The following is a 14,816-nucleotide window of genomic DNA, read 5'->3' on the forward strand; positions in this document are numbered from 1 at the left end:
CAGGACCGGATGCCGCGGTCACGCCGGCCACGTGCGCGCGGTGTCCTCCCGCAGCCTGGCGTCCGCCTCGACCTGGACGGCGTCGAGGTCGTCGGGGATCTCGGCGCCCGCGACCGCGTCGGGCAGCGCGTCCTCCATGAGCCGCAGCGGCCGGAACCACAGCCCCAGCGCGCCCCAGAGCACCAGCAGCGCACCGCAGACGGCCAGCAGCAGCGCGACGCCGCGCCCCGGCCCCACTCCGACGATGTCGCCGACGAGCGTGTCCGCGAGCGCGCCGCCGGGAGCGAGCAGCGGGCCGAAGACGTCGTCGGCCAGCACCGGCGCCGTGAGGAACGCCAGCGGCGTCATGGACACGGCGAGCATCTGGTTGGTGGCCAGCACCCGCCCCTGCAGTTCCAGGCCGACCTTGAGCTGGATGATGGCGAGCCAGTGCGCGTTCAGCACGCTGAGGAACGCCCACGCCATCAGCCCGCCGAACGCGGCCAGCGGGAGCGAGGGCCGCAGGCCGACGAGCAGCACCCCGGCCCCGAACCCGATCACGAAGCCGACCATGCCGACCGCGCGCCGCTCGGTGCCGCCCCAGAACACCATGGCCAGGGAGCCGAGCACCGCGCCCAGGCCCTGCATGGCGGTCACCACGCCCACGCCCGCGACGTCGCCGAACGACAGCACCGCGGGCACGGTCACCGCCTGGGCCAGCATGCCAAGGTAGTTCTCCACGACGAAGAACCCGATCATGATCATGAGCGGGCGCCGCCGTACGAGGAAGCGCCACCCGCCGGCGATGGCCTGCCAGAACGACTCCTCAAGGCGGCGGAACAGCCTGTCGGGGAAACGCACCAGCAGCAGCGTGCCGAGCCCGGCGAGGAACGTGACGACGTCCACCGCCACCACGCCGTGCAGCCCGACGGTCGCGACGAGAGCGGCGCCGCCCAGCGGGCCGGCGAGCATGCCGAGGCCGGTGCCGAGGTTGGCCAGCGCGTTGGCCTGCATGAGATACGGCTTGGGCACGAGCTGCGCGACGGCCGCCAGATAGGCGGGCCGGTGGAAGGCCGTCACCAGGGACAGCACCCCCGCGATGGCCCCGACCTGCCAGACCTCCAGCCGTCCGAGCCAGAGCAGGATCACCAGGGCCGCGGTGGCCGCGGCGGAGACGCCGTCGCAGATCAGCATGACCAGCCGCCGGTCCACCCGGTCGGCGACCGCGCCGCCCAGTGGCGCCGCGAGCAGCGACGGCAGCAGGGCGAGCATGGTGACGAGGGCGTAGTCGAGCACCCGGCCGTTCTCCTGGTAGGCCCACACGCCCAGGGCGAAGGAGGTCAGCGCGGCGCCGAGCAGCGACACGGTCTGCCCGGCCGCGACCGTGTAGAAGCGGCGCAGCTCCCGCCGGGCGCTCTGCCCGGCCACCTCGACCCACCCCACCGGATCGGGCAGTTCGCCGCCGGCCCAGCGGCCGAGCCGCTCGTCGATCAGCCGCGCCAGGGTCTCGGCCTGGTGTTTCAGGAAGTAGTGCCCGGCCCGGGGGATCGTGGCGAGCTCGACCCGTTCGGCGAACGCCCCCCACTCGCGGTAGCGCTCCCGGTAGAGCTCGGTCGACCGGTCACGCTCGCCGATCACGCACAGCAGCGGCGCCGCGAGCCTGTGCTCCTCATGCCGGGGGGAGTCCTCGGGGGAGTCGCCGGCTGAGTCGAGATGCCGGCTGAACCACGCCTGCGCCTCCTCGACGTCGTGCCGCAGGGCGCGCAGCATGATCCCGGTGTCGCCGAAGTCGTCGTCCACGGCGCCCAGCGTGCGCAGGAAGTCGCGCTGGGCCCGGTCGGAGGACCAGCGGTGGGCGGGGAACCTCCGGCTCCACCAGGCCGACAGCCGTCCGGGCAGCCGCGCGTCGGGGAAGCTGCCGCCGACGACGACACCGGCGAGCGGCGTCCCCGCGGCCTCCAGCCGCAGCGCCAGCTCCATCGTCGCGGCCGACCCGACGCAGTGCCCGTACAGGGCGATCGGGCCGCGCACCCCGGCCAGTTCGGCCGTGAGGCGCCCGGCCAGCTCCGCTATCGGCAGCGCATCCTCCTCGGGGCGCGCCGAGTCGTGCCCGGGCAGCTCGACGGCGACCACCGCCGTCCCGGGCGAGAGGCGGGCCAGCTCGGCGGCGAGCGGCCGGAAGGCGGCGGCGGACCCGCCCCCGTACGGCACGCAGACGAGGGTGCGGCTCGCCGTACGCGGACCCGCCAGGTGGTGCAGCAGACCGGCGGGGGCCTGCGCGCCGCCGTCGAGGTGAGCGGCCAGCTCGCGCACCGTGGGCCGGGTGAACAGATCGATCACCCGCAGCGTGGGGTCGATCTCCCGGACCGCCCGCACCGCGCGGAAGGAGTCGCCGCCGAGCGCGAAGAAGTCGTCGTCGACGCCGAAGTCCGTCACACCCAGGACGTCGGCCCACACGGCGGCGATCCGCAGCTCGGCCGGGGTGCTCGGCGCCACCCGGCCGGCGGCGGGCGCCGCCTCGGGGACCGGCAGGCGGGCCCGGTCGATCTTGCCGAGCGGGGTGAGCGGCAGCTCGTCGAGGACGGCGATCGCGGACGGGACCATGTAGTCGGGCAACCGCTCACGCAGCCCGGCCCTGACCACGGCGAGGTCCACGGTGGCGGGCGCGACCCAGGCGGCCAGCCGCCGGGAGTGTCCCTTGCCGACCGGCAGCACCGCGGCCTCCCGGACGCCGGGCTGCTCCTGCAGGGCGGCCTTCACCTCGCCCAGCTCCACCCGGAAGCCCCTGATCTTGACCTGGTCGTCGACCCGGCCGAGGAACTCCACGAGCCCTTGGGCGTTGAGCCGGACCCGGTCGCCGGTGCGGTAGCAGCGCCGGGTTCCGGTCACCGGGTCGGGGACGAACCGCTGCGCCGTCAGATCGGGCCGGTTCAGATAGCCGCGGGCGACGCTCGGGCTCGCCACCCACAGCTCGCCCGGCACCCCGGCGGGCAGCGGGCGGCCGGCGGGGTCGACGATGTAGCAGTCCACTCCGGGCAGCGGACGGCCGAGCGGCACCGATCCCGCCCCCGTGGGCGTGCCGGGCGCCCGGCCGCCAAGGACCGAGACCGTCGTCTCGGTCGGGCCGCAGTGGATCTGCAGCTCCAGGTCGGGCCGGGCCGCGCGGATGCGCTCGGCCAGCTCCCACGACGTGGCCTCCCCGGCGAGGATCAGCAGCCGGCGCGGCAGCATCCTGCCCAGGTCGCCGTGGGCGGCCAGCAGCTCCAGATGACTCGGCACCATCTTGATCACGTCGACCGGGTGCGCGGCGAGATAGGCGGCGTACGCCTCGGGGTCGGTGGCGGTCTCCTGGTCCACGAGGTGGACCGCGGCGCCCCGGAACAGCGCGCCGTACAGGCAGGTCAGCCCCAGGTCGGCGGCGGTGGTGGAGACCACCCCGTACGACTCGTACACGTCGGGCACCAGCTCGGCCAGGCCGTGCAGGTAGTGCAGGGCCGACCGGTGCTCGATCCCGGCGCCCTTGGGCCGCCCGGTGGAGCCGGACGTGAAGATCACATGGACCAGCCGGTCCGGGGCGACCTCGACGTCCGGCGGATCCTCGGGCCCGGCGGCCGGCAGCTCGGGCAGGACCAGCGTGCCGGGGAGCCGGCCCGCGTGCTCGGGATCGGCGAGCACGACCCGCGCGCCGGCCGTCTCCAGCATGTGGCCGAGACGGTCGTCGGGATAGAGAGGATCCATCGGCAGGTACGCACCGCCCGCGCGCAGCACGCCGAGGAGCGCGGGAACCAGCCCGCGGTGCCGGCCGGCGAGGACGCCGACCGGCTCGTCCGGCCGCACCCCTGCCGCGACCAGACGGTGGGCGACGAGGTTGGCCAGCCGGTCCACCTCGCCGTACGTGAGGGAGCCGGAGGCGTCGGTCACCGCCGTCGCCCCGGGCGTGCGCCGCGCGTGGTCGCCGACGAACGCGTGCAGCGGCCGGGTCAGGTCCATCTGCATCCGCGTGCCGGAGACGACGGGCCCGGTCACCGGCTCCAGCGGCACGGACGCCGCGGGCGCGTCGAGGTCGGCGAGCATGCCCTCCAGCAGGGTGAGATACCAGCCGGTGACGCGCCGGGCGGTCGCCTCGTCGAACAGATCGACGCGGTAGGCGAGCTCGCCCTCGTACGTCTCGCCCAGGTTGTCCAGGGCGAGGTTGAGGTCGTACTTGGTGGTGCGCAGGGGGAACTGCACCTGCTCGGCGGACAGGCCGGGGAAGTCCGGCATCCGGGAGCCGTCCTCCAGCACGTTGAGCAGCACCTGGAAGATCGGCGTGGTGGCGAGGTTGCGCTCGGGGTGCAGGTGCTCCACGATCCGGTCGAACGGCACGTCGCGGTGGGTGAGCGCGTCGAGCATGGCGGCCTTCGTCCGGGCCAGGAGCTCGCGGCCGGTCGGCTCGCCGGACCTGTCCCCCCGCAGGACGAGCGTGTTGACGAAGCAGCCGAGCATGTCCGCGGTGCCGGGGTGGAGCCGTCCCGCCTCGGGCACGCCCACCGGCACGTCGTCGGTGCCGCAGACCCGGCCGAGCAGCTCCTGCCAGGCGGCCAGCAGCACCATGAACGGCGTGCAGCCGGTCTCGGCGGCGGCCTCGCGCACCCGGGCGGTCAGCGCCGGCGCGAGCCGCACCGGGACGGTGGCGCCCGTCCAGTCGGCGACCGAGGGGCGCGGCCGGTCCACCGGCAGGTCCAGGACCGGTTCGAGCCCGGCCAGCCGCCCGGTCCACCAGGACAGGTCGCCCTCCGGCCGCCCGGCGAGCCAGGCCGCGTAGTCGGCGTACTGCACCCGCGGCGGCGGGGGCGGGCCGGCGAGCCCGAGCCGTGCCGTGTACAGGGCGGCGAGCTCGGTCAGCGCGAGGTTCCGCGACCAGGCGTCGAAGGCGATGTGATGCACCGTCAGCGACAGCACGTGCTCCCCGGCCGCGGGTAGCCGCAGCAGCAGGGCGCGGGCGGGCGGCTGCGCGTCCAGCGCGAACGGGCGGGCGAGCTCCTCCTGGAGCCGCGCGCCCAGCAGGGCGTCGTCGTCGAGGTCCTCGACCGTGATCGGGACCCGTCCGGCGTCGACGGGGACCGCGCCCTCGTCGGTGAACAGGCTGCGCAGCACCTCGTGCCGGTCGGCCAGGTCCCGCACGGCGCCCAGCAGCGCCGCGACGTCCAGCGGCCCGCGCAGCCGTACGACGGTCGGCACGTTGTAGGCGGCCACGTCGTCGAGCTGCGCGAGGAACCACAGCCGGGCCTGCGCGGGCGACAGGGGAGCGGGGCCGCCGTCCCCCTCCCTGACGGGAATCGCCGGGACGGCACGGGCATGGGCGCGGCGGGCCGCCGCCAGCCGGCCGGCGAGAGCGCTCCTGCGCTCGTCGCTGACGGTCACGGCGTCTCCTCCAGGTCGGCCAGCAGCAGGGACTCCAGCCCGGCGGCGTAGTCGGCCAGGGTCCGCCGCTCGAACAGCAGGCGCACCGGCACGGTCAGGTCCAGGGCGTCGCTCAGCCGGGCCGCCACGAGGGCGGCGGTGGCGGAGTGGCCGCCGAGGGCGAAGAAGTCGTCGTGCGCGCCCGGCTCCGGGCCGTCCAGCACGGCGCTCCACACCTCCGACACCAGCAGCTCGGCCTCGGTGCTCGGCGGCACCCGCGGCACCCGGTCGCCGGGTTCCGGCAGGGCCGTGCGGTCCACCTTGCCCGAGGCGGTGAGGGGCAGGGCGTCCAGGAGCACCCAGCGGCGGGGAACCATGTAGTCGGGCAGCCGCGTGCTCAGCCGGCGCTCCAGCTCGTGGGTGTCGGCCCCCTGCGGCGCGGCGAGGTATCCGACGAGGTGGTCGCCGTCGCGCACGGCGACGACCGCGTCGGCGACGCTCTCGCGGAGCGCGGACTCGATTTCGCCGAGCTCGATCCGGTGGCCGCGGACCTTCACCTGCCCGTCGCGCCGCCCGAGGAATTCGAGCGTGCCGTCGTGCCGCCAGCGGGCCAGGTCGCCGGTGCGGTAGCGGCGCCCGCCCTGCGGGTCGCCGATGAAGGCTGCCGCGGTCAGCTCCGGCCGGCCGCGATAACCGGCGGCCACGCCGGCGCCGCCGATCCACAGCTCGCCCGTCACCCCGGCGGGCAGCATGCGCCCCGCCCGGTCGAGCACGTACGCCCGCTCCCCGGCCAGCGGCCGGCCGATGGACACCTGGTCGCCGACCGGCGCGGTCACCCGGACGATCGTGGAGTAGATCGTGGTCTCGGTGGGCCCGTAGGCGTTCCACAGATCGACCCCGCGATCCAGCAGCCCGGCGGCGAGGGCCGGGTCGAGCACCTCGCCGATGCTGATCACCCGCACGTCACCGCCGCGCTCCTGGGGATCGCTCCGCCAGCCGGAGGCGACGAGCATGCGCAGCGTGGTCGGCGTCGCGGTCATCAGCGTGACCCCCGACTCCGCGACGCGCCGCGCCACCGCCCGCCCGTCGAGCGCCTCGTCGCGGCCGAGCAGCTCCAGCCGCAGCCCCCGGCACAGGCTCACCCACACGTCGAAGCCGAACACGTCGAACGAGAACGGCGTCAGGCCGAGCATCACATCGTCCGGCCGGACCCCCGGCGTGACCGTCATCGAGGCGACGAACGCCGCGAGGTTGGCGTGGGTGATCTCCACGCCCTTCGGCCTGCCGGTGGAGCCCGAGGTGTAGAGGACGTAGGCGAGGTCGCCGGGGTCCGCCTCGGCGCCGTCCCGCACCGCCTCCGACGAAGGCAGCCGAGCAAGGTCGACGACGACGCCGCCCAGATCCCGGGCCACGGCCAGCCCCTCGCCCGCCGCGACGATCACCTTGGCGCCGCAGTCGTCCACCTGGTCGCGCAGCCGCCGGAGCGGGTGACCGGGATCGAGCGGAACGTAGGCGGCGCCGGCGAGCAGCACGCCCAGCAGCGCGGCGGGCAGCCGGCGGTCGCGCGGCAGGCACACCCCCACGCAGGAGCCGGCGGCCTCCGGTCCCAGGGCCGCGGCCACCCGTCGCGCCCAGCCGGCCAGTTCGCCGTAGGTGAGGACGCCCTCCCCGTCGGCGACCGCCGGGGCGTGCGGGCGGCGCGCCGCCTGCCCGAGCACCGCCTCCACGACCGTCCGCGGCGCGTCCGCGGGCAGCGGCGCACCGGTTCCCGCGGCCAGCAGCGCTTCCCGTTCCTCCGCGCCGATCACCTCGAACGCCGACAGCGGCCGGTCCGGGTGCGCCAGGGCGTCGTCCAGCAGGCCGGCCAGACGACCGGTCAGGGTCTCTGCCGCGGCCCGGTCCAGGTGCTCCAGGTCGTACTCGACCTGCAGCTCGGGCCCGGCCGCCGTGGCGTTGACGTAGACGATCAGCGGGACCTGCACGCTGCCCGCGTCCAGCTCGCCGATCAGGTCCACGCCGACGCCCCCGAGATCCAGCGAGAGGGGCACCTCGGGCGGCTGCATCGAGAGCGTGACGGGGGTCGGCACCCAGCCGGGCGGGCGCTCGACGTCCGCCGCCTCGGTCAGCTCCTGCTCGCTCAGCCCTCTGTGGTCCATCGCGCGGGCGGTCGCCGCCCCCGCCTGCCGTACGGCCGCGCGCAGCGACAGCCCGTCGTCCAGGCGCAGCCGCACCGGGAGGACGTCGACGAGCACGCCGACCACGCCCTCCAGGCCAGGGGCGGCGCGGTCGGCCACGGCGGCGCCGAGGACCACGTCACGCCGGTCGGTCAGCCCCGCCACCAGCATGCCGAGCACGGTCAGGTAGACCGCGAACGGCGTGGCGCCGCTGCCGGCCGCGAGCTCGCCGACCCGCGCGACCGTCGCCGGACTCAGGCGGCGCACCAGGCGCTCACCGCGCAGGCGGCTCGGCCGGTCGTCCCGGCGGGGCAGCAGCTCGTACGGCGGGACCGCCCCGGCGAGCTCCCGGGCCCAGAAGGCCCGCAGCGCCTCGGTGTCCCGTGTGGTTTCCTGCTCGCGCACAGCGACGTCGCCGATCTGCAGCGGCGGCTCCGGCAGGAGGACCTCGCCGCCGCCGGCGAGCCCGTCGAGGAGTTCCCGCATGACGATCCCCAGCGACGCGCCGTCGAACACGGTGTGGTCGGTGAGCAGCACCAGCTCCGCGCTGTCCGGCCCGGACCACAGCAGGGTGGCCCGCAGCAGCGGCGTGTCGCGGGACAGGTCGAAATCGTGCGCGACCGCGGCCCGCCGCAGCTCGTCGGCCTCCCGCGGGCCGGCCGGCCGGTGCTCCTCGAGCGGCACCGGCGACGGGGGTACGACCTCGACGGCGACGCCGTCCACGACGACGGAGCGGAGGGCCTCGTGCCGCCGGACGATCGCGTCCAGGGCGGCCCGCAGCGGCTCCGCCGAGGTGAGGCCGCGCAGCCCCAGCCGGAAGGCGATCGCGGTGGCGTGCGGATTCTGGCTCACCTCGCGCAGCAGCAGCTTGCCGCGCTGCCCGGCCGACAGCGGATAGCGGGTCCGGCCGGTGTGGCGGACCAGCGGCGGCACGGTGCTCGTCCCGGCGCTTGTCCCGGCGCCTGCCTCGGTGTCTGTCCCGGCGCCCGGCGCGGCGGACGGTGCGGCCTCGCGGACGTACTCGGCCAGCTCGGCGACGGTGGGCCGGGCCAGGAAGGTCGTCAGCGCGACGCGGACGCCCAGCGCCTGCTCGATCCGGGCGCAGATCCTCGCGGCGGCCAGAGAGTGCCCGCCCAGGTCGAGGAAGTGATCGTGGACGCCGACCCGCTCGACGCCGAGCGTCTCGGCGGTGATGGCGGCGATCCGCCGCTCGATGTCGTCTCGCTGCCGCGCAGTGTCATTCCGCTGCCGCTCGGCGTCGTTACGCTGCCGCTCGATGTCGTTCCGCTGCCGCTCGGTGTCCTCGCGTGGCCCGGAGAAGGAGACCTCGGGCAGGCGGGAGCGGTCCACCTTGCCCGTGGGACCGATCGGAACGGCGTCGAGGAACACGATCCTGGCGGGAACCATGTAGTCGGGCAGCCACTCGCGCAGCCAGGCCCGCAGCCGGCCCTCGTCGAGGCCGGGCCCGGCCGGCTCCACGTAGGCGACGAGCCTGCGCGTGCCCTGCTCGTCGGCCGGGGCGAGCACGACGGCCTGGCCGACCAGCGGGTGGCGTTCCAGCCTGCCCCGCACCTCGCCGAGCTCGACGCGGAAGCCCGCGACCTTCACCTGGTCGTCGATCCGCCCCTCGTAGTGGTAGACGCCGCCCTCCCGGCGGACCAGGTCGCCGGTGCGGTAGTGGCGCACGCCCCCGGCGTCGGTCACGAACCGCTCCGCGGTCAGCTCGGGCCGGTTCAGGTAACCCCGGCCGACCAGCGGCCCGGCCACCCACAGCTCGCCGAGCTCGCCGTCGCCCAGCGCCTCGCCGCCGGCGCCCCGCACCGACAGCTCCGACCACGCGTACGGCGTGCCGATCGGCGGCTCGCCGGGCTCGTCCCTGGCGATCTCGTGTGCGCAGCAGTGCACGGTGCACTCGGTCGGGCCGTACAGGTTGACCATGCGCCGCACGCCGGGGTTGGCGAAGACGCGGTCGGCCAGGGCCCGGCTCACCGGCTCGCCGCTGGACAGCACCGTACGCACGTTCGGCGGCAGCGGCTCCCGCAGCAGCGCGGTCAGCGCGGAGGCCGCGGCGCTGATCATCGTGACCTCGTCCCTGGCGGGCAGGGTGTGCAGCGCGAGGGGGTTGTCCGCCATGATCACCGTGCCGCCCAGCAGCAGCGGCAGGTAGAGCTGCGGGACGGACGGGTCGAAGCAGACCGACGTCGAGGCGAGGAACCCGGCCAGTTCCTCGGCGGTGAAGTAATCGGCGTCCCAGCGCAGCAGCGTCATCACGTTGCGGTGCTCGATCGCGACGCCCTTGGGACGCCCGGTCGAGCCGGAGGTGTAGATGACGTAGGCCAGATCGGCCGGGTCGCCCGGCAGGTCCGGATCCGAGCCGGGGCGGTCGCCGGCGTCGCCGAGCAGGACGAGTTCGCGTCGTGGCAGGCGCGCGGCGAGCTCGCCGGAGGTGACCGTGTGCGAGACCCCGGCGTCCTCGATCATGAACTCCAGCCGCTCGGGCGGGTAGGCCGGGTCGAGCGGCACGTAGGCGGCGCCCGTCTTCCACACGCCCAGCAGCGCCGCGATCAGGTTCTCGTCACGGTGCAGGCACACGCCGACCGCCGAGCCTCGCCGCACTCCGCGGGAGATCAGCTCGTGGGCGATGCGGTTGGCCTGCGCGTTGAGAGCGGCGTAGGTCGTGCGGGTGGTGCCGGAGACGACCGCCGTGTGGTCCGGGGTGCGTCGCGCCTGCCGTTCGAAGGCCTTATGGGCCGGTTCGAACGATGCGAGGGTGTCGGCCACCTGTGATCCCCTCTGTGGTTAAGGAAAGGTGGTGATATGCCTCGCACATCGTCACAAACGGCGCATAGAACGAGTTAGACCGAAGATCCTTCTGTTATTTCAGTGATGTCGGACTGAGTTCTACATGTAACCAACCGAAATCCTGACGATATGGGTAACTTCCCGCGAAAACGGGAAGCCGCCCCCGGCGGACCGGGGACGGCTTCGGGTGATCGCGGGAAGCTACGCCCAGGGCTGGGAGACGATCCAGCTGACGTCGGCGTTCCACGCGGTGGCGTTGTCGAAGGTGTTCGAGCCGCCGTTGCTCGCGATGTAGACGGTGTTGTTGTAGTGGCGGATGAACCGGGTCGGGAAGTTGTAGGAGGCGAACGACGTGCCCTGCCCGCTCTTGCCGGCCTGCGGGCAGAAGGTGGCGTCCGCGGCGAACAGCGCGCTGCCGTCGTCGCGCTGGCGGTAGAGCTGGTAGTTCTGGTGGCGCAGGTAGTCGCCGGGGTAGTTCCGCGATTCGAACGACACGCACGAGCCGCTGGCCAGGCCGCTGCGCACGATCCAGGTGGCGTCGCTCTTGTCCAGCGACGCGCTGGAGGAGGTGATCACCGAGGTGAGGACCTGGTCGTTCTGGTGCCGGATGTAGCGGTCGGTGTAGCCGGACGTGGTCGCGCGCAACGAGATCGCTGAGCCGGGGGTGAGCGTGCCGTTGCTGGGGCCGCCGGTGGAGGTGGAGTATCCGGCGGCCACGATGTTGGCCTGCACCGCGTTCTCGGTGGCGTCGGAGGGGTAGCCGGAGGTCATGACGCCCTCGTAGAAGGTGCCGCGGGCGCCGACGCTGTTGTCGCCGCCGATGCCGAGGATGATGGCGCCTTCCTTCTTCATCGGGTTGTAGCCCGGCACGTTGGGCCGCACGCCGTTGTAGAAGGTCGACAACCCGCCGGACTGGGCGTTGCCGCCGCGGATGGCCCAGTGGTTCGGCTCACCCTTGACGATCGCGGTCAGGAACCGGTGGCTGATGCTCGGATTGCCGGCGTTGTACTTCTGGTTCACGCCGGAGAACAGGCCGTTTTCGAGGTCGGCCATGATCCAGGGGCCGTTGCCGGCGCCGTAGCCCCAGACCTTGTTGTTGCCGAAGTAGATGGCCTCCATCGTGCCGTTGCCGTTGTCGCGGCTGTTGGTCTCGGCGTTGCCGTAGTCGAAGCAGCAGCCGCCGTTGTAGTGGGTGCCGTCGAAGATGGCGTACATGCCCTCCGGCTGGTCGCCCTTGGCCACCCCGTTGGTGGCGTTGTTGCGGTAGCCCGTGCCGGGGGCCACGTACACGCCGTAGGCCTTGTGCCCGCCGACCGTGACCGGCGCGGCGGTGGCGACCGCGAGGTTGTCATAACCGCCCGCTGCCGGGCCGGAGAACCCGCCGGGAGGCGCCTGGGTGAGCCGGTTGTTGCGGCCCGACTGGTCGTAGATGACGGAGATCAAGCAGGTCGTGCCGGAGCAGAACGCGTCCTGCGCGGCGGCGTCGGCGACCCCGCCCGCGCTCAGCACGCCGATGTCGCGGGTGGCGTTGTCGGAGGAACGGCGCACCTGGTAGAGCGGGCCGTTGTAGGCGCCGTACAGCGCGCGGGTCGTGCTGTGCGCGGCCACGCACGGCGTGCCGCCCGCGGCGTAGATGTCACACGGGCCCTGCCCGGCGGCCTGCGACGGCGTGGCGACGCCGGCCAGTAGACCGGCGGAGAGCGCGACCGCCGCGCCCGCGGACAACAGTGCCTTCCTCAGGCGCCGTAAGTCGGAGATCATGCTGGTCCTCCGTGCCTTTCTGGGGGGTGGTGGTGGAAATCCGGGGGCCGTCCCGGCCGGCGAGGCGGAAGGCGGCGTCCTGCCTGCCCGAGGCGCTCGCACCGGGGAGACGGGGTTGACGCGCGGCACGTGGCCGGCGTGCCGCTGATGGCGGTCCGGGCTCGCCGGCCGGAACGACACGCCCGACGAGCCGACAGGCCAGGGACGGCCTTCCACCGCGCGCCGGTGCCGGAGCCGGGACCGCCTGAGGCGGGTCAGTAGACGTAGGGCCAGCCGGCGCCGTCCCAGCCGAGCTTGTTGATGCCGAGGCGCGAGGACCCGTCGTCGGCGTACCAGTGGTAGAAGAGGACGTCTCCATCGCTGTCGGCGAGCACGGCCTGGTGGCCGGGGCCGTGGATGCTCCCGTGGCCGGCCAGGATCTGCGTGCCGCCGCCGGACGTCATCGCCGTCCCGTTCCGGTCGACGTACGGGCCGGTGACCGAGGCGGAGCGGCCCACCATGATGCGGTAGGTGCTGGACGCGCCCCTGCAGCACAGGTCGAAGGAGACGAACTGGTAGTAGTAGCCGCCGTGCCGGTAGATGAACGGCGCCTCGATCGCGCCGCCGTTACGGCCGGCGATGCTGAGGATCGTGCTGTTCGACCGCTTGCCGGTGGCCGGGTCGAGCTGGATCATCTTGATCCCCGACCAGAACGAGCCGAAGTCGAGCCACCATCGGCCCTGGTCGTCGACCACCAGGTTGGGGTCGATGGCGTTCCAGTTGTCGGAGGTGTTCGACTCGATGACCAGGCCCTGGTTGGTCCACGACCCCGACGCCCCGGTCGCGCTGGTGGCCAGGAAGATGCCCGAGTGGTTGGAGCCGAAGGTCGAGGCCGAGTAGTACATGTAGTACTTGCCGTTGACGTAGGTGATGTCCGGCGCCCACAGCTCGTTGCTCCCGTTGGTGTACCCGTGCGCCCAGGAGGCCCCGCCGGGGAACGCGGCGCCCGCGTTGCGCCAGGTGGTGCGGTCGGTCGAGGTCTTGAGCTGGATGCCGTTGCCGGTGTAGGCGAGCAGGTAGGTCCCGTCCGGCCTCTTGGCCACCTCCGGGTCGTGCGTGGTCACGTCGCCGTTCACCGCGCCGGGGTTGGGGTAGGAGGGCGGCGGTGTGCTCGTCCCCCCACCGAGCTTGACGAGCTGCCACTGCTGGTTGGCGCCACCGAGGTCGGTGTATTGGGAGACGCGGCCGCCGTCTGCGGTGGACCACTCCCACACCTCGAGGGCCTTGCCGCTGTTGCGGTTGATCAGCTTGATGAACCCGTTGGTCGTGTCGACGACGCGGAACTGCTGGTTGGTGGCGTTCTTGTCGGTGTACTGGATGACGTCGGCGCCGTCGGCGGTGGAGCGGCCGGAGATGTCGACGACCTTGCCGCTGTGGCGGGACTTGAGGCGGTAGTAGCCGTCGCCGGAGTCGATGAACTGCCACTGCTGCCAGGCGCCGTCGTTGCGGGCCCACTGGACCAGGGGGGCGCCGTCGTTGGTGGCCATGTTGTAGACGTCCAGGGCCTTGCCGCTGTTGCGGTTGACCAGCACGTACGACGCGCTCGTGTCGATCGTCGCCGCGTGGGCCGGGCCCGGGGCGACGATGCCGAGGCCCAGAGCCAGCAGCAGCGCGACCATCGCCGCCATGGCGGGGCGTACGGGTGAAAGGAGGTTCATGGGGGGTGCCTCCTGCGATTGTGAGCGTTAACATTTCTCGCGGTACGGAAATGCCGAAATCTCACAGCCGGGATTGGGTGGTGGTGCGCTCAGTGTTGGCCCTTGACCGGGGTCCGTCAAGAGCGATGCGTCCGGGTGCGGAAGTGCGGCGAATACGGGCCGCGTGGCGGTGAAACTTTCACTGCGGCCCGCCTCGTGCGCCGGCGTGCGGCTTTCGCCCGGCTCGGGCATCGGTTCATGCGGGATCTCGAGTGGAGATTCAGGCCGGAGGCTCGGGTGGAGGTTCAGGCGGACGCTTCGACATCGGCGAGCCAGCGGCGGGCGTCGCCGGCGGTACGCAGCCGGACAACGGTGAGATGCGGATGCCGGGCGACACGCTCCTGCGTGGTCGTCCGCTTGTGCCCGTGCTGGGACCACGCCCAGCGCATGGGGTGCCCGGGGTCGATCCAGTCCCGCACGCGCTCCCGGTTGCCGTTCCACAACTCCTTCCTCGACAGGACGTAGGCGAGCGAGCGGCGTACGACCCGGTGCATCACCGTGCGGCGCGGAAGGTCGAGCCAGACGACGGTGTCGGCCCGTTCCCACAGCAGGTCGTGCAGGAACGCGTGGTATTGGTCCTCGGTCACCCAGCGAGGCCGCGACGAGAAGCGCTCGACGTCCGACTCGAACTCCGGCCGCTTCGTCCAGCCCGGCCCGTGGTGCAGCGCGTCGAGTTCCTGTCGGGGGAGCCCGAGCCGGCGTTCCAGTTCCCTGGCCATCGTCGTCTTCCCGGCCCCGGAGATCCCCGCGATCAGCACTCTGTTCATGTGCACATTTCACCAGCGATGCGCTTCGCGGGGGTGGGGCCCCGTGGAGATTGGCCCGAAGTGCGTGGAGATTGGCCCGAAGCCGACTTGATTTGAAACTTTCACCGACACCGGCTCGGCTCCCCATGTGTCATCCCGGCCTGCGCCATTCCGGTAGGGCCGTTTGACCAGCTGCGACGGGTATCTCGTTCAGCATAAGGTTTCCGTGGCATTAC

General features: G+C 73.2%; 5 protein-coding genes. All 5 read right to left on the reverse strand.

Going from position 1 to position 14,816, the window contains the following annotated elements:
* Window positions 1–18: 18 nt before the first annotated feature.
* The 5 genes from ACWEQG_RS22790 to ACWEQG_RS22810 all read right to left on the reverse strand — a co-directional run bounded on the left by ACWEQG_RS22790 (window position 19) and on the right by ACWEQG_RS22810 (window position 14,601).
* Window positions 19–5,382, reverse strand: a complete 5,364-nt coding sequence (locus ACWEQG_RS22790) for an amino acid adenylation domain-containing protein (RefSeq protein WP_452287484.1) — start codon at window positions 5,380–5,382, stop codon at window positions 19–21.
* Window positions 5,379–10,316 carry an amino acid adenylation domain-containing protein gene (locus ACWEQG_RS22795; protein ID WP_452287486.1) on the reverse strand — a complete coding sequence of 1,646 codons (4,938 nt, stop codon included), beginning with the start codon at window positions 10,314–10,316 and terminating at the stop codon, window positions 5,379–5,381. The genes ACWEQG_RS22790 and ACWEQG_RS22795 overlap by 4 nt, the downstream gene beginning before the upstream one ends.
* Before the next feature lie 222 nt (window positions 10,317–10,538).
* Complete coding sequence (locus ACWEQG_RS22800) at window positions 10,539–12,098, reverse strand: alpha-L-arabinofuranosidase B (RefSeq protein ID WP_452287488.1); 1,560 nt, start codon at window positions 12,096–12,098, stop codon at window positions 10,539–10,541.
* A gap of 254 nt (window positions 12,099–12,352) precedes the next feature.
* Window positions 12,353–13,795 carry a family 43 glycosylhydrolase gene (locus ACWEQG_RS22805; RefSeq protein WP_452287490.1) on the reverse strand — a complete coding sequence of 481 codons (1,443 nt, stop codon included), beginning with the start codon at window positions 13,793–13,795 and terminating at the stop codon, window positions 12,353–12,355.
* Between the two features lie 284 nt (window positions 13,796–14,079).
* Complete coding sequence (locus ACWEQG_RS22810) at window positions 14,080–14,601, reverse strand: P-loop NTPase family protein (RefSeq protein ID WP_363473182.1); 522 nt, start codon at window positions 14,599–14,601, stop codon at window positions 14,080–14,082.
* Window positions 14,602–14,816 lie beyond the last annotated feature (215 nt).

This window comes from Microbispora sp. NPDC004025 (assembly GCF_053604425.1).